Source organism: Myxacorys chilensis, from assembly GCF_059505265.1.
Window position 1 is genome coordinate 1 of sequence record NZ_JCACKG010000070.1, and the last position, 20056, is coordinate 20056.

16 protein-coding genes are annotated in these 20056 nt (G+C 46.3%); 9 read left to right on the plus strand and 7 right to left on the minus strand.

The features are described 5' to 3' along the window. The first annotated feature begins 113 nt into the window (after positions 1–113). Positions 114–485, plus strand: a complete 372-nt coding sequence (locus AC5JLB_RS03995; RefSeq protein ID WP_495872562.1) for a hypothetical protein — start codon at positions 114–116, stop codon at positions 483–485. A 357-nt stretch (positions 486–842) separates the two neighbouring features. Here the strand turns inward: AC5JLB_RS03995 and AC5JLB_RS04000 are convergent, their stop codons facing one another. The 4 genes from AC5JLB_RS04000 to hisH form a co-directional block, all read right to left on the minus strand. After that, positions 843–2069 (minus strand): class I SAM-dependent methyltransferase, encoded by a 1227-nt coding sequence (locus tag AC5JLB_RS04000; RefSeq protein WP_495872563.1) that lies wholly within the window; start codon positions 2067–2069, stop codon positions 843–845. A 568-nt stretch (positions 2070–2637) separates the two neighbouring features. Continuing rightward, positions 2638–3000 carry a DUF2237 family protein gene (locus AC5JLB_RS04005; protein ID WP_495872564.1) on the minus strand — a complete coding sequence of 121 codons (363 nt, stop codon included), beginning with the start codon at positions 2998–3000 and terminating at the stop codon, positions 2638–2640. A 55-nt stretch (positions 3001–3055) separates the two neighbouring features. Further along, positions 3056–3418, minus strand: a complete 363-nt coding sequence (locus tag AC5JLB_RS04010; protein WP_495872565.1) for a Spx/MgsR family RNA polymerase-binding regulatory protein — start codon at positions 3416–3418, stop codon at positions 3056–3058. Positions 3419–3500: 82 nt separating this feature from the next. Then, positions 3501–4142 carry an imidazole glycerol phosphate synthase subunit HisH gene (gene hisH, locus AC5JLB_RS04015; RefSeq protein WP_495872566.1) on the minus strand — a complete coding sequence of 214 codons (642 nt, stop codon included), beginning with the start codon at positions 4140–4142 and terminating at the stop codon, positions 3501–3503. 71 nt (positions 4143–4213) lie between these two features. On the opposite strand from hisH, the gene AC5JLB_RS04020 reads away from it, so the two are divergent. The 4 genes from AC5JLB_RS04020 (at position 4214) to AC5JLB_RS04035 (ending at position 9748) form a co-directional block, all read left to right on the plus strand. Next, complete coding sequence (locus AC5JLB_RS04020) at positions 4214–4768, plus strand: pyroglutamyl-peptidase I family protein (RefSeq protein ID WP_495872567.1); 555 nt, start codon at positions 4214–4216, stop codon at positions 4766–4768. A gap of 54 nt (positions 4769–4822) precedes the next feature. Next, positions 4823–6214, plus strand: a complete 1392-nt coding sequence (locus tag AC5JLB_RS04025) for a DUF3370 domain-containing protein (protein ID WP_495872568.1) — start codon at positions 4823–4825, stop codon at positions 6212–6214. Positions 6215–6939: 725 nt separating this feature from the next. Continuing rightward, a complete protein-coding gene (locus AC5JLB_RS04030) occupies positions 6940–8592 on the plus strand; it encodes an MBOAT family O-acyltransferase (protein WP_495872569.1) in 1653 nt (550 codons plus the stop codon). Then, positions 8558–9748: a hypothetical protein gene (locus AC5JLB_RS04035; protein ID WP_495872570.1), complete on the plus strand. Its 1191-nt coding sequence runs from the start codon at positions 8558–8560 to the stop codon at positions 9746–9748. The genes AC5JLB_RS04030 and AC5JLB_RS04035 overlap by 35 nt, the downstream gene beginning before the upstream one ends. 167 nt (positions 9749–9915) lie before the next feature. Here the strand turns inward: AC5JLB_RS04035 and AC5JLB_RS04040 are convergent, their stop codons facing one another. Both AC5JLB_RS04040 and AC5JLB_RS04045 read right to left on the minus strand, forming a co-directional pair. Continuing rightward, positions 9916–10617: a potassium channel family protein gene (locus tag AC5JLB_RS04040; RefSeq protein ID WP_495872571.1), complete on the minus strand. Its 702-nt coding sequence runs from the start codon at positions 10615–10617 to the stop codon at positions 9916–9918. A 104-nt stretch (positions 10618–10721) separates the two neighbouring features. After that, positions 10722–12062, minus strand: coding sequence for a TrkH family potassium uptake protein (locus AC5JLB_RS04045; protein ID WP_495872572.1), 1341 nt, complete (start codon positions 12060–12062; stop codon positions 10722–10724). A gap of 292 nt (positions 12063–12354) precedes the next feature. Here AC5JLB_RS04045 and AC5JLB_RS04050 point away from each other — a divergent pair, with 292 nt between their 5' ends. Together AC5JLB_RS04050 and AC5JLB_RS04055 are read left to right on the plus strand one after the other, a co-directional pair. Further along, complete coding sequence (locus tag AC5JLB_RS04050) at positions 12355–13641, plus strand: sensor histidine kinase (RefSeq protein ID WP_495872573.1); 1287 nt, start codon at positions 12355–12357, stop codon at positions 13639–13641. 362 nt (positions 13642–14003) lie between these two features. Next, a complete protein-coding gene (locus AC5JLB_RS04055; RefSeq protein ID WP_495872574.1) occupies positions 14004–14633 on the plus strand; it encodes a PEP-CTERM sorting domain-containing protein in 630 nt (209 codons plus the stop codon). Between the two features lie 166 nt (positions 14634–14799). Here AC5JLB_RS04055 and AC5JLB_RS04060 read toward each other — a convergent pair whose 3' ends face one another. After that, positions 14800–15696, minus strand: coding sequence for an EamA family transporter (locus tag AC5JLB_RS04060; protein WP_495872575.1), 897 nt, complete (start codon positions 15694–15696; stop codon positions 14800–14802). A 1335-nt stretch (positions 15697–17031) separates the two neighbouring features. Between AC5JLB_RS04060 and AC5JLB_RS04065 the strand changes: the two genes are divergently transcribed. Together AC5JLB_RS04065 and AC5JLB_RS04070 are read left to right on the plus strand one after the other, a co-directional pair. After that, the gene (locus AC5JLB_RS04065) at positions 17032–18117 is read left to right on the plus strand and encodes a glycosyltransferase family 4 protein (protein ID WP_495872576.1); all 1086 of its coding nucleotides are present in this window, start codon (positions 17032–17034) and stop codon (positions 18115–18117) included. 275 nt (positions 18118–18392) lie between these two features. Beyond that, the gene (locus AC5JLB_RS04070) at positions 18393–19850 is read left to right on the plus strand and encodes a glycosyltransferase family 4 protein (protein ID WP_495872577.1); all 1458 of its coding nucleotides are present in this window, start codon (positions 18393–18395) and stop codon (positions 19848–19850) included. Positions 19851–20056: the final 206 nt, after the last annotated feature.

Sequence of the window (20056 nt, forward strand, 5' to 3'; positions counted from 1 at the left end):
GTCGCCTCTTTTCCTTCTTTCAATAAACTAGCCCTGCCATTGGGAGACGGTTGCCCTATCCTAAATAGTTAATAGTTGAGGCTACATCTACGACTCTCAAAGGTTTAGCAAACTTGGATGCGAAGACGCTGGAACTGATTGACAATTATTTGCAGGTGAAGGAGCAGAACAAGCTGTACAAAGATTTAGTTGACGAGTCGCGGCAGAGTTTGCAGGTACTGGGTAGCGAACTTGCCGAGGTTCTTCTTTTTGAAGCCGACAACAGTGTTGTCTCTTTCGAGAACGAGGCCGGGGATTTTTACGTAGTCATCAAGCTGCCTGAACCTAATGATAACGGTGTTTTGCTTGAGGCTGTTGTCACACGGGCCATAAAGCCAGAAAGGGCGAAGCTATATGGGGACAGCGTGTTGAGCGATCTACGCAAGGCAGGTGAGGAGTACAAGAAATACAAGGAGTCGCGGCAGAGCGCCGAAGAGAGTAAATAGGTTTTAAGCTTTGGATCAATTTATTTCGTTCTTCTGAGATCTGAGCGCTTTGGCATAAATTGGCATAAACGGATCTCAACTACGGTTTTGTGGGAGCTTTCTTTGCGCTTAATCTATTGCGTTTAATTACTGTGGAAGCGTTGGTTCTAGGCCATTTTTCTAGATAGAGAAGGGTATAGAAACCCCGCCCACACCAATTCTCCGGGTACGCAGAGTTGTTGGCCTATCCAGAGAATTAACGCGATTGAAGACTCAATAACATATCCCATCCTCATACAGGCTGGGGTTTCTGTAACCCTTCTCCATCTAGAAAAATGGCCTAGAACCAACGCTTTCACAGTAGATAAGCGCAGTAAATTAGGCGCAAAGAAAGTCCGGTGCTAAACCCAAGTCTGCAATCTGAGCTTGAATCTCACTCAAATAATTTGGATTCATGAGAATCACAATGTCGGGCTGGTAGTCTTTTAGAAACTCGGGAGAAACAATCTGCTGACCTGTTCCTGCAACGTATTTGCCTTGCTTTCGAGGATTAATATCCACAACATATTCGACATGCGCTTCATTTCCTAGCGTGTTCAAGAAGGTTACACCCCTTGCTCCTGCTCCCCAAACAACTGCTTTTTTACCTGAACGTTTGATCTGCTTAAATTGGTTTCGCCAGGTTTCAATGCGATCGCGATACCGCTCAGCAAATCCTGCAACGTCGTCCCGCGTCTGAGTTGGATCGACCCAAGGAACAGAGGATAGATGACGCGGTTCTTCAGCAGGTTTAGCTTCAATGTAGAGAAACTGCCGCCCAAATGACTCGCCAATCTCATGCACAATAAAACCGCAATTGGCAAATAAGTAAGCAAGCGAACTGTAGGTGAAGTAAGAATAATGTTCGTAGAAGATATTCCAAATATCAAGTTCCTGCATCATAAACGACATATTAGGCACTTCAAAATACAAAACAGTATCTGACCGTTGCCCAATCGTTCGTCTTAATCCTTTAAGGAAAGTTGTTAAATCCAGAATATGTTCTAACACCTGCCGACAAACAATCAAGTCTGCATCGTAGTTGGCGTAATGCTCAGAATAAAAATCTTGAATAAATTCAACCTGATGTTTAGTCTCGGATTGATTTGATGTTGGCTCATAACTTGGATCAAAACCAATGCCAGAGTTGTTGCCAAGTTGACAAAAGAGGTTAATAAAATCGCCTTTACCGCAACCAATCTCAACGACAGTTTTATGACGAAGTTGATGTCGCTCAATTAGTCGATGCGATAAAGTTTCAGCGTATTGCTGAAAACGCTGTGAGAAATGCAGTGAGTTGTCATAGTGTTGGCTGTATTCCATTAAGCTGGAATCGAATTTAAGATTAAAAGCATGACCACAATTTTCGCAGAAGCCTAAGTGCATTGCACAACGCTGAGCACTCAGCGCTTGCGATCGGGTGGTGTACAGCAACAAGCTATTAACAGGAATCGCCGGAATGTTTGCGATCGTTGTGATCTGGGTTAGGCAGACACAAACGGGACAGCGGCTTTCTAACTTCTGGTGGCTTAGAATCGGAAGAGAAACAATATCTGCGATCGTCATTAGTTCATCTCCTCAAGCGATAAGAAAACTTTGCTACAGTTACCTGTGAACATGCACCCAAAAACTAAGCACCGTTGAGGCTGCTTGTAATCTTGACGCTGTTCGATTAATTCTGAAATTCAATCTCTCATTGCTGACACTTGATTGTTTACAAGTGTGATTTGGGCTTTACAACCCTGGCTTGTATAGCAATCTTTACGCTTTGCAGCGTAAAGATTGCTTAAGTTGAGTAAGGCAATGTCAACTTAACGTTCAAAAATAAAAAGGGGAAATTCACGGTGGAGCTACCGCAGCTTGGTACTCCCCGAAAGAAATTCTTTCCACACGCTTCAAGGGAGCAAAACTTTGATGATATTGTGGTTGCCGACTTCGTTCAATGACGATCATTCTGGCTCCTACAGGTTAAACGTTGAGCAACCGCTGCAAATGCGATAAGCGGAAGTTGGTAAAACTGTTGTCTTATCACCTGAACGTAAAATTAAATGAACACTCACTTCTCAACGTCTGCCATTGGATAGATAAAAGTTAGTTCGCCAGAACGAAATCTCTATCTTTTTTGGGGTAAATGTTATGGGTCTATCGCATGTTGCTTTAATTCGCCTAATGAGGTGTATTCAATCGCAGCCGCATGAGTCGATTCCAACACCACTGGAGGCGCAACGCCTGCGTCAAATGCTTCCTTCCATCGCGAGGCACAGAGACACCAGCGATCGCCAGGTTTAAGCCCTGGAAAATTTGACCTGGGTGTAATTAAGTCATTTCCACGCGATCGGCTAAATTCTAAAAATTCTTGGGTCACTTGAGCGCAGACTACGTGAATTCCAACATCCCCTGCACCTGTGCTACATACTCCGTCTCGGTAGTAGCCCGTCATTGGGGAGATGCAGCAGACTTCCAACGTACCACCGAGAACATTTTTTCCTGAAGTCATGACCGATTTGTTTTGTAGAATGAGCTTCGTTTACTGTAGATCAAATATCTAGAGATCAAATATCTAGATCTAATGTCTGCCGGAGTTCGTCCTCCGAGGCTCTAAATCCGACCAATACCGCCGCTCCATCTTTGACAAAAAGTGGACGTTTGAGCAGCATCGCATCGGCTGAAAAGGCGTTGATCCACTGCTCGTTTGTCCAGCTTTGTTTCTCGTCACCCAACGCTCGATAGGATTGTCCAGACGTGTTTCGCATCGGCTTAGTGCCAAACGTATCTACCCAGTTTGCAATCATTTCGCGGGTCGGTGGATGGTCTTTTGTGTTGACAAACTTGTACTCTACGCCGTTAGTTTGCAGCCATTGCAGCGCTTTCTTACACGTACTGCACGTTGGAATTCCGTAAACTTCTAATGACACTTCTAACGATACCTCTCATGACATCGTGAATTGATTTTTAACTCACTTTGCGATCGCTCATTCGCGGTTTTCTCCAATCCTCTCACACCGCGATCGCAGGACGCTTCTGCACCAGTTCTACAAAGTTAGACAGAATGTCTAATCCTGCCGTTGATGATTTTTCTGGGTGAAACTGAACTGCCATCAGATTATCTTTTGAAATGGCGGCTGTAATCGTTTGAGTTCCGTGAGTAATTGTCGCGGCTGTCACATCTGCATTGAGTGGGTCAACATAATATGAATGTACAAAATAGACCCAAGACTGGCTTGAGAGCTTGCGCCAAAGCGGACTTTCCGGGCGAGTAAACTCTAGCTGGTTCCAACCCATGTGCGGAATTGTGATCCCCGGTTCTGGACGAAATCGCCGCACAACACCCGGAATAATTCCCAGTCCTGGCTCTGTTCCTTCTTCACTAGAGTCAAACAAAATTTGTAAGCCAAGACAAATGCCCAAGAAAGGTTTACCGCTTGCGATCGCGGCTTTAATCGGCTGTTCTAACTGGCGCGATCGTAGGTGCTGCACCGCCGGATCAAACGAGCCAACTCCCGGAAGCACTACTGCATCTGCCCGTTCAATCTCCCGTGCAGAATCTGTTACGGTGGGCGTTGCGCCTGCCCGTTCTAACCCTTTACACGCCGAGTGTAGATTCCCCATATCGTAGTCAATCACGGCGATCGTTGACATAGCTTCAATCCTTAGTGGCAGTACTTAAAATTGTAGTGGGTAAATTGTAGTGGGTATAGCCAGCACCACAAATGAAAATTTTATTGACATCCTTCGATACTTGGGAAGCGCATCAGCAATCCAATTCGTCTGATGATTTGCTAAACGCGCTGATTGAGCGAAAGGTGTTAACCGACGATTGTTATTTTCTCAAAAAGATTCTAGTCGATTTTGAGGTTGCCCCTCAAACAGTCATCGATCAGATCGCCGAGTTGGAGCCAGAGCTTGTGATTTGCTGCGGCATGGCAGAGTCGCGACCCTTTCTATCGGTCGAGTCAACCGGAACCTATCTAGATGAAGCATTAGTTACTGAATTGGATTTAGAGATGTTGCTTGAAGGCACGCTTTGTCCGCCTCACATTTCCCCAGAAGCCGCCACTCGTGTTAGTCACGATGCGGGCAACTTTGTGTGCAATCATCTTTACTACTGGGTACTCAAACACAATCAGGAACAGAATCCCAACTATCGTTGTCTGTTTATTCACGTTCCATTATTAACAGATGACAATCTTGAAACTGTGATTCACGACTTTTTGGCGATCATGCAAAACAGCAAGCGTCAGTTTCTACTTCTAGAGCAAAAATAAGGAGATCTGTTGATTTCTATGACCAGAATGCTCTCTCACTGTCTCTAAACCGATATGATCAGTTCCGCTCCCTTTACCGGACTCCCGCGCTTCGTAATGGTTTTATTCCTTCCGTTGACCTTGGCACAAGCAACCCCGGCTCCGACTCCTCAAGAAATTGTCCAACCCCAAGTGGTGCGATCGCTGCCGGGTCAACTTGATTCGACCCTGGTGTTTAATAGCAACAGTCCAGAAGTCGTGCAGACCGAAGGGATTTTACTCTCTACACTTCCTCCCACCGGAAAGCGCGTTCCCTCTGCTCATCTCGATCAAGCTTTTAACGGACGGTTTGACATTTTTGCTCATCACATTGCAAATGCAGTGAGCGATCCGAACAACCTGCGCTCCCTCTATCTCGGCATTTTGATCAACAATCCTGGAACGCAGCCCGTCACGATTGATGTTCTGCAAGCCGCCAGCTATTTGAGCCAGCCAGATGCGCCCTTTCTTCCCATGCCTGCGTATCAAGACAATCAAGACGGCAAGGTGTTTGCAGGGCCAGGAGGTCGAGCGGTTGGGGAAGTATTACGGGGGCAACGGCAAGACATTTTTCCGGCGCAACTGGTGATTCCGCCAGGGCAAAGTCGGATGATTTTGAATTTGCCGATTCCGGTAAAGGGTCTGACGCCGCCGATCAATGGTCGATCGACGTTGATGCGTTTACGCAGTACGGGTTCGGTATATGTCGCGAGTTTGGGCATGTTCGCTAAAACGGATGCCACTGGCGCTGAGCGATCGCCAACGCTGGAAGAGTGGCAAACCTTGCTTGATACAGGTGATGTGGCAAGTCCGAGAGATAAAACGCCGACGCCGCTCGATGCGAAAAGTGGAGCGGTGATTTATGGGCGAGTCGCAGGCGTAGCGGTGGGTTCTCAATGGACAGCTCAAGTCGTTGATCCGGGGAGTCGTTCCCTCAGCATCCCAAATGCAGGAGAGGCGTTTTCTTACGGTTTGAGTACGCTACACAAAGGGACGTTGGGGACAGGACAAAATCAAAACGCTGAGATGGTGAAGCGTTATCCTGACACGGCCTATCAAGCTCACGCAAACTATGCCATTGAGTATCGACTGAGCTTGCCTCTGCAAAATTCGACTAATCAACCTCAACGGGTTGCGATCGCGTTTGAAACGCCGCTAAAACGTGAAGACACAAAAGCAGGAATCCGCTTTTTGCAGCCTCCTGGCAACCAGACCTCTTTTCGAGGAACAGTGCGATTACGCTACAACAGCGATCAAGGTTTACCGCAAACGCGCTACATTCATTTGGTGCAAAAACGTGGACAACAAGGCGAACCGTTAGTCACGCTGCAATTAAAACCGAACGAGCAGCGTTTGGTGCAGTTTGACTACATTTATCCTCCTGATGCAACACCGCCACATGTTCTAACGGTCAAAACACTTAACTAGCTACCACAGCGGTTTGAATTTGGCAGATTGGAGGCGATTAGTCCGTGTGCGGCGATTTTTAATGCTCAGAAATCGTTCAGAACCAGTTGTTGTGTAGAGCACCAAAAACTAAATAAAAACTAGATGGCAATTCGGTTATCTTGCAAACTCTGACACCATTGAACAACTAGTTTTTGTTTAAAGATGCACGTCAACTACTTTTGAGTACTGATCGTCTCATTCATCGAAACTCATTTCTGAGTAGTGCAAATTTGAATTTACTTCGTAGAGAATGATTTTTGAATCTACTACAGTGTTCTCTTTGAAGTTGAAATTATGGCAAAGTGAGACGTGCGATCGCATGTCTCAAAAGATTCGTTCACTGATCAACGCTGCTCTAGATTGTGTAAATAGTACCTAAGTTGCCAAAAAAACTACGGTTGCAGATCGATAACAGGCTGTGTGATAAATGCAGCACAAAATCTTAGTTTTCTAGTTGCTCAGTTGGCTGGTTTCTAAAGTATTAGCAGTACTGACTCGCTAAATATTTCCTCATTCTTATAGAGTGATGAATCAATAGTGTGTTTCAATCAATTTGGCTGATTTATTACTTGACTAATTTAACTGTTATCGATCGTTTTAACTACTTAACTATATATGGTTGAAATCGTGGCTAGCTGATGTTTCGAGGTTGTGCCAATTAGGATTACTCTTTAGACCAAAGCAGTAAATGGAGTTAGCGATCGATGTCTTTCAATTCCATTGAATTTGCTGTTCTTTTAGTTATTACTTATCTTTTATATCGCGTGCTATCGCTGCGTGGTCAGAACACACTGTTATTGAGCGCAAGTTATATATTTTACGGTTGGTGGAATGTTAAGCTTCTCTATTTGATTGTTTTATCCACTGTGATCGACTTTGTTTGTGGGGCAATGATCGATGTAGGATGGCTGTCAAAGCAGAACCGCCGTTTGATCAGTGTGGTGCTGGTATTAGCAGCAGTGTTGTTCGATACGTTGCAATGGCAAGCGGTTCAACTTAGCCTTCTACCGCTCACGATCGCGGTCAATTGGGTAGATCTAGTTCCCAATACTTGGTCAGGATGGTGGGTTTTGGCGGCAACCGTGCCGTTTGTTGCGATCGCAAACTTCCTCTACTCTCGCTCAGCTCAGCTTGAAGAAGCACGCCGTCGAACCCTATTTCTCGTGCTGAGCGTTGTCGCCAACCTCTCGATTTTAGGCATATTTAAATACGCAAATTTCTTTACAAATAGCGTTGTTGATGGGTTCCGGTGGCTGGGGCTAGAAGCAGATTCGATTACGCTAAACCTAATCTTGCCAATTGGAATTTCGTTCTACACATTCAAAGCAATTAGCTACGCGGTCGATATCTACCGTGGTAGACTGCACGCCTCCCACCACTTTTGGGACTTTGCGCTGTTCTGGGTTTATTTTCCACCCTTATTAGCAGGCCCTATCGATCGCGCGTCGCACTTATTGCCACAACTGACGCACAGACGACACCTCAGCTTTCAGCAAACTAGCGACGGTATTTTTCTGATTTTGTTTGGCTTGTTTAAAAAAGTTGCGATCGCGGATGGGGTTGCGTCCTCGGTTAACGCGGTGTATCAGACCACAGGCGCGCTCTCCTGGCTCGATATCGTCGCTGCAACCGTATTGTATGCACTGCAAATCTATGCTGGTTTTTCAGGCTATTTCGATATTGGGCGCGGTGTCTCAAAGCTATTTGGCATCGAGCTAATGCTCAATTTCAATCTGCCTTACTTCTCAAAAACACCAAGCGAATTTTGGGAACGCTGGCACATCTCGCTGTCAAGCTGGTTGAGAGACTATCTCTACATTCCCTTGGGCGGCAGTCGTCACGGAACCTTCAACACCTATCGAAATTTGATGATTACCATGCTGCTGGGTGGACTGTGGCATGGTGCCGCTTGGAATTTCATTTTATGGGGAGGATATCAAGGCACTTTATTGTGTGGATATCGAGTGTTGTCGAAGACCGAAAGACGGAGCGATGATGTGGTAAGTTTTCGCAAGCGGCTGGCGTCAATTCTTGCGATCGCGATCTTTTTTGGGTTGACGTGCTACGGATGGCTGCTGTTTCGAGCGACATCACTAGAGCAAATCGTCACCTTTACAAGACTACTGATTGTAGATTTCGGCAACCTTAGTTTAGGAATGCCAAAACCGCCGCTATCTGCTTTGTTGGGCATTCCGCTGTTAGTCGGCTACGAGTGCTTAGAGTATTTCACTCGCACCTCAAAGGTGGCTCTTTGGGTGCCAACGCCTCTGCGGGCAGCCCTATATGCCACACTCATTCTAATTTTGATCATGGGGGAGAGCAATGCGCCTGTACAGTTCATCTACTCTCAGTTCTAAACTTAAGGCTCTGTCCTCCAAGACTGCAAGATCTCGCCGCTCACCGCTTCAAACGGTGATCCTCACTGGGCTGTGGACGCTGTGTTTTCTGGTCATGTTTGATGTTGCCATCAACCGATTGTTTCCCTACCCCACCGATCCGCTTACGCCTCGCCCCAGTCAAATGAACGTCTATTTTGAGTACGGGCGATCGGTTGAAGGAAAGCTGGCGCGAATGGTCGGAGCAAACGATCAGAGCAGTTCTGACCTGGCAAAAGCTGGCTGGCTCGCTCCTGCGGAGTGGAGTCCGGCGAAACTGCCTGCCAAAAAGAATTTGCTGATTGCGATCTATGGTATGTCGTTTACCGAGCAAATCTCTGAGGCAATGGAGCAGCTAGATCCTCGCCTTGCCTTTCGCCGGGTTGAGGCTCCGTCGGCTCCGCCCAATCATTCGTATACAGCATACCTCATGGATCGGGGCAGACACGATGCCGATGTTGTGATCATGGGCATTTTAGCCTCCAGTGTCAAAGCGATGCCGACCTTGAGCGCTGCAACTTGGCAGTTTGAAGTTCCGGCGCTCTATACCTATCCCCGCTACACGTTAGAGAAGGGAAAATTACAGGCAATCGAACCGAGAGTGCATACTTTAGCTGAGCTTCGCAATGTCTTGAATGATCCGCAAAGCGAGTTTTTCAAGCAGTTGCAGAGCCGCGATGCCGCCTACAGTTCGTTTTTATTTGAGAAAAATTGGCTCGATCACTCTGCGATCGTGCGGTTGGTGCGGCGAGCTTGGGCACAACGCCATCTTGATCGTCTAGAGAATGGAATTCACTCTGCTAAAGGCTTTGCTAAGGAAGAGGTTTCTGTGCTGCAAGCGATGGTGAGCGACTTTGCGGCAACGGCTCGTCAAGACGGTAAGTTCCCGATTGTGGTGGTGCTAAATGATAAAGGCTATGAGGATCATTTGATTCAAGCGCTGTTGCCCCGGTTAGGTCAAGAAGCCATTCCGTATGTTAGTACCCATGCGATCGCGCCTGCCTCAAATCTGAGTAACTTTATTGGCGATGGGCACTTTACAAAATCCGCTAATCAACGGATTGCGAAAGCTGTACTGACCGTAATCAATCAATCTGTACCTCGTAAGCCTGTACGCGGTCAGAACGTGTCCAAATAAAAAATATTCAAATAAATAAAAGTAGGGGCACCGCATGTTGTGCCCCTACGGAGACCTGTCGCCGTAATTTAGGAATAATCTAGGAAATTGATCTCACAAATCATTACTGGTCTCACAAACCATTGCTATAAAGCATCCCTACTTGCAAACTGAGTCGAAGACCTCCCTCAAACCGGAAGCTGATCGATGTCTTCGTTTGACCCAATCACCACGATCGCTGTTCCTCTACGAAGTTGAGTATCGGGATCAGGATTGATAATGAATTTGCCGTCCTGACTAAATGCGAGTAGGTTCAGCCGATAGCGCGATCGCAGCTTGAGTTCTGTGATCGTTTTGCCACTAAAACTTTCAGGAATAATCAGCTCAACGATGCTGTGTTCTGGATCAAGATCAAACCGCTCTAGAATGCCAGGTTTTGTCAGCGATCGCGCCAAATTGTACCCCATTTCATGCTCTGGAAAGACCACATGATCTGCGCCGACCTTCTTAAGCACCTTCTCGTGAATCTCTGATGATGCTTTAGCCACTACATGGCGGACGCCCCCTTCTTTCAGATTGAGTGTTGTGATGATACTCTCCTGCACATAGTTTCCGATCGCCACAATCACCGTATCTTGCTCAAAAAGTCCAGCTTCTCTCAACGCAGATGGCTGAGTCGAATCAATCTGCCTTGCGTGGGTGACAATCCGATCAGACAGTGCCTGATCGACTTTACACATATCGGTATCAACTGCCAAAACCTCGTGCCCGGCACTGTGCAGCGTACCACAGACGGCACGCCCAAATCGTCCTAGACCAACTACGGCAAATTGCTTATTCCTACGGTCGGAGCGCAAACTATGAAAGAAACCGAGTGAAGACAGATTCACAACCTTCTCCAATGCAACGAGGGGTAACCGTTACTGAGCGACACGCCAACGACACGAGGCGACCGACCGGCAACAGGGGTAGATCCGATCATAGTTTGAATGGGTCAACCGACAAGCAAATTTTCTTCAGGATAGTTTACAAAGCTAGGTTTAGAGTCACCTAAAAGCGCCCCTACCAGTAGTAAAACTCCAACCCGCCCGATGTACATAATTGGAATGAGCAGCAGTTGTCCTGGAACTGATAGATTGGCAGTTCCAACTGCTGAAAGCCCTACTGTTGCAAACGCAGAAACAACCTCAAACAAAATGCGAATAAAGTCAACCCCAGGGTCAGTTAAGGTAATTAGAATCGTCGCAATCAGGACCGTGGCAATCGATCCCATGAACACTGCGATCGCCTTGAAAAGTAGGGCAGTCGGAATCTGGCGATGGTAACACAGCACCTCTTCTTTGCCTTGCAGTACAGCTTTGGTACAGTTCACCAGCACTCGTAGGGTGGTTGTTTTGATGCCTCCGCCTGTACTGCCCGGACTTGCGCCAAGAAACATCAGCGCGATCGTAATAAACAACCCGGCGCTCGTCATCTTGGTAATGTCAATCGTATTGAAACCTGCTGTGCGCGTTGTCACCGATTGAAACCAAGCCGCCAGAACTTTTTCCGATAAATCCATGCCTTCCAGCGTTTGGGCGTTGCGAAACTCTGTCATGAAGAAGGCAATAGTGCCCGTTACTAATAGAAACAGGGTTGTACTAGTGGCGACTTTAAAGTTGAGCGAAAAGACCGGTTTACAAGGCAATCGCTTGAGGCGATCGCGCCCCCACAGATACGCCTCCATGATCACTTGGTAGCCAATACCTCCAAAAATAATCAGTCCGGTCATGATACCCACCAAGGCAGGATTGCTGGCGTACTGAATCAAATTGTCAGGCAATAAGCTAAAGCCCGCATTGTTAAAACCATTGATGCTGTGAAAGATTGACTGCCACAGGGCGAGACCGGGGCGATCGTGGAATTGGGGCAGAAAGATTGGCATCAGCAGCAGAACGCCTGTGATTTCAAAAAGCAGCGTCGTGGCGATGATCGATTGCAGCAAACCTGACAGGCCAGACAATCCTTCTACATCCAACGATTGCTGAATGGCGATTTTATCCCGCAGTCCCAATCGCCTCCTTAGAATTAACAGCAGGACGGTGGTTGCTGTCATGTATCCCAAGCCGCCAATTTGCACCAAGAAGAGAAGAAACAACTGTCCCCAGAAGGAGTAAAACGTCCCGACATCGACGATTGAGAGACCGGTCACACACACGGCAGAAGTAGCGGTAAATAGAGCAACAATGGGAGAATTCCAAGAGCCATTAGCGGTTGAGAAGGGCAACATGAGGAGCAATGTGCCAACCGTGATCACCATTAAGAAGCCTAGACAGATGGTACGCGGGACGGTCATGAGGAGTGCTATTACTAGTGCTATTACTTTAGACGAACAGGTGAATCATCAAAATAGATCATCAAAGATAACGCTATCACAGTGCGCATTCTTCAGTTCTTTAGTCTAGGGGCGGCTTTTAATTGGTCACGAATGTAATAACAGATGTAGCAAATGAACTTCTGATTTTCCTTCGTTCTTGAAGGTATTTACCCAATGGGCTACCCCTGAAATGATTGAAATTAGAGCAAAGATCTAAAGTTGTAATAATAAAGGTGTAATAGAGGCTAAACCTCGAATCTTGCTAACCCTGATGTTTCAAACGACCCGTCGCCGTCTCGCGCTCTGGTATACCACTATTACGGCGGTACTTCTGCTCGTTTTTGCCAGCGGAGTTTACTTCTACGTTCGCAGCACGTTAATTGAACGCATTGATGACACCTTAAATCACGTTGTAGAAGTCGTGCAGCGATCGCTGGTGATTCAACCAGAAGGCACTCAACTTCGCGTCAATGTAGAAGAAAGTTTTCGGGATAATGCCATTGCTCTAGAAGATGATCACATCGATTTGGAATGGATCAGCCCCCTCGGAGAAACGTTGTGGTCCACCTTTGCAGAGCCGATTTTCGTTCCGTTACATGTCAATACTACGGGTGAAACGGTTCATGTTTCCGAAACACAATTGCTGCGTCAGGTAACACAACGAGTGCAGATTGGACGGCAAGTATTGGGCTATTTGCGGGTGAGTCACCCTTGGTTTGAAGTGACCAAACCCGTTCGTCAACTCGTGTTCGATCTGAGTATTGGAACGACGATGATGATTGGCATTGTTGCTGCAATCGGTTGGTTTTTGTCCGGCATTGCAATGCAGCCGATTCGAGAATCGTACCAACAGTTAAAACAGTTTACAGCCGACGCCTCTCACGAGTTGAGAAACCCGATCGCAGTTATCCAAACCAACGTTCAAGTTGCACTTTCTGATCCAAACCCAGATCCGCAAAATCAACGTCATCACCTACAGGTAGTAGAACGCTTAACGCGACGCTTAGGGAAACTAGTAGATGATTTATTGTTTCTTGCTAGACAAGATAGTGGAATTGTCCAACCCCATTGGACGACGGTTGATCTCAGTGATCTGTTAGCAGAAGTGTTAGAAGAACAAGAAACAGTGGCGGAAGAGAAAGCGATCGTACTCTCGCTCGATCTTAAAGATGAGGCTGACTGGATGATGCAGTGCGATCGCGATCAGCTATCTCGTTTGTTTACAAATCTAATCAGCAATGCCGTGCAGTACACCCCCCAAGGCGGAACGGTTGCACTAAGTGTAACCCGTCCAAAGCGCTCTAACGGTTCTGCGTTGCAAGTTAAAGTAACTGATACTGGAGTTGGCATTGCTGAAGAGGCACTGCCGAAGTTGTTTGATCGGTTCTACCGAGTTGACTCGGCAAGAACAAAAGCAACGGGTGGCTCAGGGTTGGGGTTAGCGATCGCACATGCTATTGTCGAAAATCATCACGGACATATTCAAATTGAAAGTAAAACAAATCAAGGCACAACCGTCACCGTAACCCTACCGCAGACAGTACAAGATTTACTTTAGTTAGGCTGATTTCTCTTCGTAATGGGTAGCTTTGCGTGAGAAGGCATTGCAAAACGGCTTAAAACAGGCTTTTAATTTGAGGTACTTTGCAGCGCAAGCAACAGCTCTATCTTAGCTGACGGATCTTCAATTTATTTAGGTCATAGATCTTTCAGATAGTTCTACCTTTAGGCATATATTTTGATGGAGAAAATCTATCAACATTACTAGCTAATGCTTGACCACACTAATTGTTTATCACGCAACAGATCTGAGAGGGAACGCAGCAAACCTAACAAGTCTGATTGGTGCTGAAATCTTAACTCTCACAATTTCAACTCTCTAAGTCCCAGTGCAAACTCTACCAGCGCGGAGGAACGACAGTGCAATTACAACATTTGCCGCAATCCATTATCTCTAGCATGGCTGCTTTCGTAGCGCTGACCACCCTTGCGATCGCGCCCGCCCGTGCTGCTGACTTCAATCTCTCAGGAAAGTTCTCACCGCCACGCTCACCCGAATTTCTTCAGCTATATCCTGATCTTGCTCCGTTTGTCGGGGGTTCATTTGATGGCACTTACTCGGCTGAAGGTCTTCCCCCAATGTACGAACAAGTGATTAATTTTCCCGACTGGAAAATTAATCTTCGGAATGCTGCGGGAACCGTTCTGGCTACTAGTTCACCTACTTTGCTTGTGCCACAACCTCGAGGAGCTGCGATTGGTCCTCATTCTCGTGACCCTAACGCCATTCGCCTACTCTTTGGGTTTCCTACCGAGCGTAACAATCTTACCCTCGATATCGAGTTCCCACAGGACTTTAATGGTGAAGGAATCGCGATCGACGATGGAATCGGCGGTAAACCAGGCTTGCGAACCCAAGAAGCACTTTACTATGATGCTTTGGCTTACCAAGACACGAGTAGCACCCCAGTTCCAGAACCTAGTACTTTTTTGGGTGCTGCGATCGCGAGCGGTATGGTTTGGCGGATGAGAAAAAGAATAAGACGCTAAACAGAAAACGTTTCCCTTGGAGCAACGCAAGGGCTACTCGAATTGGGTTAAGGTCACGACCTTGAAGTCTGCCACACAACGGGTTAACCATCGCTAAAGTCACGCTCTAACTAACGCTGAGTGGCAGATTATTCAGACAGCTTGGCAAGCATTTGATTTATAGCATCTAGTGCAAACTAATCATGCCAGTACCCACAATGATGAGCGCAGTCGCAATTCCTTTTTGAGTCAATACAGTCCGGCTAATGTCTTCATACAAAAGTTTCGGGAACTTAATTGACAATAGAATTGATAGTATCAACACAAAAACCACTTGAATTCCTGCCGAGGCACTGACTAGGGAAGCAGGTGCAATGGACATCGCAAAGTTGCACAGTATCAACGCACAGAAATCGAGTAGACCGTTGAGAATTACCAACTTTTTGACATGAGGTTTCATGTAGCTGATCGTTGTAATAAACTCAACTCGATTTTGAGGAATGAGTAACAATCCCAAAAGGCAAAAAGCGACACTTGTTCTAATTAACGTGAACCCATCATAGAAGGGAAGCTCAATGTAAATTGCCCTAGCAATTAAACAGTAAATAGCACTAACAAGACTAGAAATTAGCATCAGATAAAAGGCTTTACTCGGTCTAAAGATTTCAGAAATATGCTTAACTGAAACCAAAAAACCACCTACAACTAGCATCAAAAGAGCTAATAGTTGATAGGAATCAAGCGCCTCCTGAGCGAAAACACCAGAAAATAGCAAGATAAAAAGTGGTGTCAGCCTCGATAAGGGAATAACTCTGGATGCTTCCTCAATTGCAAGTGCTTGGAAATAAGGAATTAGAATGAAGAGGTAGAGTATTCCTGCTGTCAGTCCTAATGCCAATACGTGAAAACTTGGAATAGTAATTCCTTGAACAGGAATTAAAAATAGGGGTAATACATTCCAAACTCCCATCGTAATGAGATTAACAACAGGACTTTTGATATGTTGGCTAATGAGTACTTTACAGAGTAAGTTACAAAACGCCCAAGACAAATAGGCTACTAAGGCAAATGGCAGCCACTGCATCGTCAATGCTCCTCACAGTTAATGACCGGTATCTAGTGAAATAGCTCCGGCTTGATATTTTTTGAACGAAAATGTATTGCGGTACAATTCTTGTTTTATACTGCCCACATTCAGCAAATTAATGAATTTGGAAGTCTGCTTAATGTGGATTTCACTTACACTATTCAGCATTTATTAGACGGTGTGAATCTGTTTCAGCATTAACTCAATGTTTTAATTTCAAGACTTGGTCTCAAGAAGCCAAATCTCCTCTTTTTGGTGTCATTTCAGGGGCATCAGCAGGTTATGTTTAAATGTGGGGAAAGATTTTAGGAAGGAGTGAGTTTTGCTGCCCTCTAAGTTTGCTTTGTCGCAGCATGGCTCGCTTAGGGTGGAACTAGACCGACTTGGACAGCCAGCTGCATGAGTTAGATTAAAATTGGAGAGGGTCGGACGTCAGTTTGATCCTCTCCAATTGCAGCATTCATCCGGTTTACTGAAGATAAGAGTCGATCTGATACTACGGACGTTGTAGCATTCATCCAGATTGCTGCAATTGATGTAGTGTGAGCAATTCCAAGAGCAGCTTTATGTTCTATGGCTGCGATCGCTTGGAGCTTAGCAAAGTTAATCACGGCTAGTACGGGTGCTGCTCAACTTGTAATGGAGCTACGAGGGCTTTGAAACCTTTCAACTAGCAGTTTTGTAGCTTACACAAGCTAGATTGACCAACATTGACAAAGTTTCTGTTAACTTGCTCAGATTTATCGCCCAACGATTTCTTTTTGCGCTAATGTACGAACTTATGATGGGATCTATCAACAGAATCTATAGAGTAAAATCTATAGGGTTTGGATAGAAGAGCCTGAGTAAGCTGTCTGCTACCGTTACAAAACTGCTTCAACAAATAATTTTGTTTTGGAAGTAGAAAAAATACAAAGGCAAAATGCATCTTTGGAAAAACTGCAAAGATGCACCTAATCTGATTGCTCTGTTCCCGCTCAAATGGTGTAATAACCGAACACGTAGAAGTACGGTTGAATTCAAGAACACATAAATCTGTCTTTAAGGCGATAGAAATACTTATTTAGACTGAGATGTGCCCCCGAAAAATCAGTCTAGTAGCGCCCTGTAAATCTATCGGCAGGTCGGTACTTTTGCATATGCAATTCTGTAGTCTTCTATATATTACGAGCGTAGCAAGAAAGGCAAAGTCTAAGATGTCAAGTCGAAATTTCCGTCTTGGCAAAAAACAAATTTTCCCGTAGATATTGCTTAGCTACCTTGCTGTATCTAGCAAGTAAAGCTTTCACTCGTGAAGAGGCTACCGAACCATTAACCTTGTAGGAGGTTTATATGCGGATTGCTCAAGTTGCCCCATTGTGGGAGCGGGTTCCCCCCCCCGCTTATGGCGGCATTGAACTGGTGGTAAGTTTGCTAACCGATGAGTTAGTGCGACGCGGACACGAAGTGACGCTGTTTGCAACTGGCGATTCGCTCACCCTAGCGAAACTCGAATCAGTTCACGCTCGTGCAGTGCGTCTTGATCCACTCGTAAAAGAGTATCAAATTTATGAAATGCTGCAATTGACGCAGGTTTATGAGCGTTCCCAGGAATTTGATGTAATTCATTCTCACATGGGGTGTCCTGCCTTGCCCTACGCAAAATTTACGAAAACTCCAACCGTTCATACGCTACATGGCGTATTCAGTTCGGACAATAAGAAAATGTTTGCTCATGCTCGCACTCAGCCCTTTGTGAGCATTTCCGACGCACAGCGAGAGGCTCGCCTAAACCTTAACTGTGTTTCAACGGTTTACAACGGAATTGATGTAGACAGCTATAAGTTCTATTCCAACCCCTCTGAGGCTCCCTATCTTGCCTTTTTAGGTCGGTTGTCGCCTGAGAAAGGTCCGCATATTGCGATCGAGATTGCCAAGCGCACTGGTTGGCGGCTCAAGATGGCAGGAAAAGTAGATATTGTTGATGAAGAATTTTATGAAACCGAACTTAAACCCCATATTGACGGTGAACAAATTCAGTATTTAGGTGAAGCTAACCACGTTCAGAAAAACACGTTAATGGGCAACGCTTATGCGACCCTCTTCCCGATTACTTGGCGCGAACCGTTCGGTTTGGTAATGGTGGAATCAATGGCATCGGGAACGCCTGTGATTGGGATGAATTTGGGATCTGCCCCAGAAGTCATTGCTCACGGCAAGAGTGGATTTTTGTGTGAGTCAATCGATGACTGCATTGCTGCCCTTGATCGAGTTTCGAGTCTCGATCGGGCCGTCTGTCGTCAACATGTGGTTGACAACTTTAGCGTCGAGCGCATGACCGACGGTTATGAGGCGGTTTATCGCCAGTTAGTAGGTGAACGCTTTAAACAAAATGGTCGTTTATTGAGTTTAAGTACACTATCAGATCAACGGAATTAAGAAGGTGGGTGAGGGCATCCGCCTTTTTTTGTCCTCATTTTTAGGGAATCTTCTGGCGATCCGATAGACGGCTTGCGATCGGCAGTAGCAGTGGTGGCAGACAGGCAAAAGCATTAGCCAGACAAGGTCAATGGACAGCTCCGTTTGCTTAAGAATCTGCTGCTGATCCAAGCTTGCAAGAAATTCAATGACCTGTGTTTTGTTCAGGTGAGGCAGGAGGTGTAGCGGCTTTGCGCCCTCTCCTAGTGCCTCTATGTCTTCATGAGGTGAACATTATGGTATTTGTAAACGGAAAGTCACTGGCGTCAAATGACGGTTCTACAGGGTTGCGATCGTCATTCTTTACTTCTCGATCAAACACGCCCAATCGGCAGGCGATCGCACTCATCTCGGATCATGGCGATCCGGCTGCTGAGATTGGAAAAGAAGAGGCAGGCGGTCAGAATGTGTATGTGCGGCAAGTGGGTGAAGCCCTCTCGAAGTTGGGTTGGCAAGTGGATATGTTTACCCGCAAAGCGAATGCAGACGATCCGACCATCGTGCAACACAATCCGTATTGCCGCACGATTCGGTTGAGCGCTGGGCCAGAAGAATTTATCCCGCGCGATCGCTTGTTTGAGTACATGCCGCAGTTTGTCGAGGAGTTCCAGAAGTATCAAGCCAAGCATCACTATCCATTAATTCACACCAACTACTGGATGTCGGCTTGGGTCGGGCTAGAAGTGGAAAAGACCCATAACGTTCAGCTAATCAATACCTATCATTCTCTCGGTGCTGTGAAGTATGAGGCAGTTCCCGATCGTCCTGCGATCGCGGATACTCGATTAGCCGTTGAAAAGGCGATTCTAGAACAGGCGCACTGTACGGTTGCGACCAGTCCTCAAGAAGCCGAGATGCTGCGATCGCTCGTTTCCAGTTTGGGACACATCGAAGTGATTCCGTGCGGAACCGATGTGAGTCGATTCCACGCTATTCCTAAAGCAGACGCCCGGATTCAGCTTGGCTTAAATCCGACCGATGAGGTCATGCTGTATGTGGGCCGTTTCGATCCGCGCAAGGGTATCGAAACGTTCGTGAGAGCGGCTGGATTAATCAAACAAAATGCCGTAGACACCTCTGATCTACGTTTAGTGATCGTCGGCGGTAGTGATCCAACAAAATCGGATGGACAGGAACGCCAACGCATCGAGCAACTCGTCAACCAATTAGGATTGGCAGATCACACCATTTTTGCGGGACGAGTCGGACACGATCTCTTACCGCTTTATTACACAGCAGCCGATGTCTGTGTGGTTCCAAGTCACTATGAGCCGTTTGGATTAGTTGCGATCGAGGCAATGGCGTGTGGCACTCCGGTTGTTGCCTCTAATGTGGGCGGGCTAAAGTTTAGCGTTGTTTCTGAAGAGACAGGATTGCTCGTTCCGCCGCAAGATGAGACTGCCTTTGCTGTAGCAATTGAGCGCATTTTAAAGGATGAACTATGGGCGAGAAAGCTAAGAAAACGCGCCTGCGAGCGTGTGCAACAAAATTTTAGCTGGACAGGAGTAGCAGCTCAATTGAGTAATTTATATCGACGGATGCTGGCTCAGTCGATTATGGGTGACAGCAGTTCATTCAATCAGCTTGTCACTAATGCATCGCCCAACGTAGACGAAGCCGCATCATCGCGCAAAACAATTTCAACAACAGCTTCGACAACAGCTTCGACAAAGAGTTTGACAAAGGTGTCGTAGTTGGACTGCAAATATAGCGTTTCCTACTCGTGTGAGGTACGTCAAACAGTTGACTTATGCGCTTTCCAAGCCTTGTGGCTGTACCGCATCTGATTGAGAAACGCTATAACCCTCTTTGGTCACTTTAAGGAGAGGAATTTAGACTAAGGATAGAACGTTTGAGAGGAGATTGGATGTTCTATGCCTGCTTCGAGAGAGGCTCGACC

Excerpts from the sequence above, each read along its gene's own strand:
- AC5JLB_RS04070 (WP_495872577.1), top strand. The coding sequence starts at position 18,393 with ATGGTATTTGTAAACGGAAAGTCACTGGCGTCAAATGACGGTTCTACA.
- AC5JLB_RS04005 (WP_495872564.1), bottom strand. The coding sequence starts at position 3,000 with ATGACTTCAGGAAAAAATGTTCTCGGTGGTACGTTGGAAGTCTGCTGC.
- AC5JLB_RS04035 (WP_495872570.1), top strand. The coding sequence starts at position 8,558 with ATGCGCCTGTACAGTTCATCTACTCTCAGTTCTAAACTTAAGGCTCTG.
- AC5JLB_RS04045 (WP_495872572.1), bottom strand. The coding sequence starts at position 12,062 with ATGACCGTCCCGCGTACCATCTGTCTAGGCTTCTTAATGGTGATCACG.
- AC5JLB_RS04050 (WP_495872573.1), top strand. The coding sequence starts at position 12,355 with ATGTTTCAAACGACCCGTCGCCGTCTCGCGCTCTGGTATACCACTATT.
- AC5JLB_RS04000 (WP_495872563.1), bottom strand. The coding sequence starts at position 2,069 with ATGACGATCGCAGATATTGTTTCTCTTCCGATTCTAAGCCACCAGAAG.
- AC5JLB_RS04025 (WP_495872568.1), top strand. The coding sequence starts at position 4,823 with ATGATCAGTTCCGCTCCCTTTACCGGACTCCCGCGCTTCGTAATGGTT.
- AC5JLB_RS04065 (WP_495872576.1), top strand. The coding sequence starts at position 17,032 with ATGCGGATTGCTCAAGTTGCCCCATTGTGGGAGCGGGTTCCCCCCCCC.
- AC5JLB_RS04030 (WP_495872569.1), top strand. The coding sequence starts at position 6,940 with ATGTCTTTCAATTCCATTGAATTTGCTGTTCTTTTAGTTATTACTTAT.
- AC5JLB_RS04020 (WP_495872567.1), top strand. The coding sequence starts at position 4,214 with ATGAAAATTTTATTGACATCCTTCGATACTTGGGAAGCGCATCAGCAA.
- hisH (WP_495872566.1), bottom strand. The coding sequence starts at position 4,142 with ATGTCAACGATCGCCGTGATTGACTACGATATGGGGAATCTACACTCG.
- AC5JLB_RS04060 (WP_495872575.1), bottom strand. The coding sequence starts at position 15,696 with ATGCAGTGGCTGCCATTTGCCTTAGTAGCCTATTTGTCTTGGGCGTTT.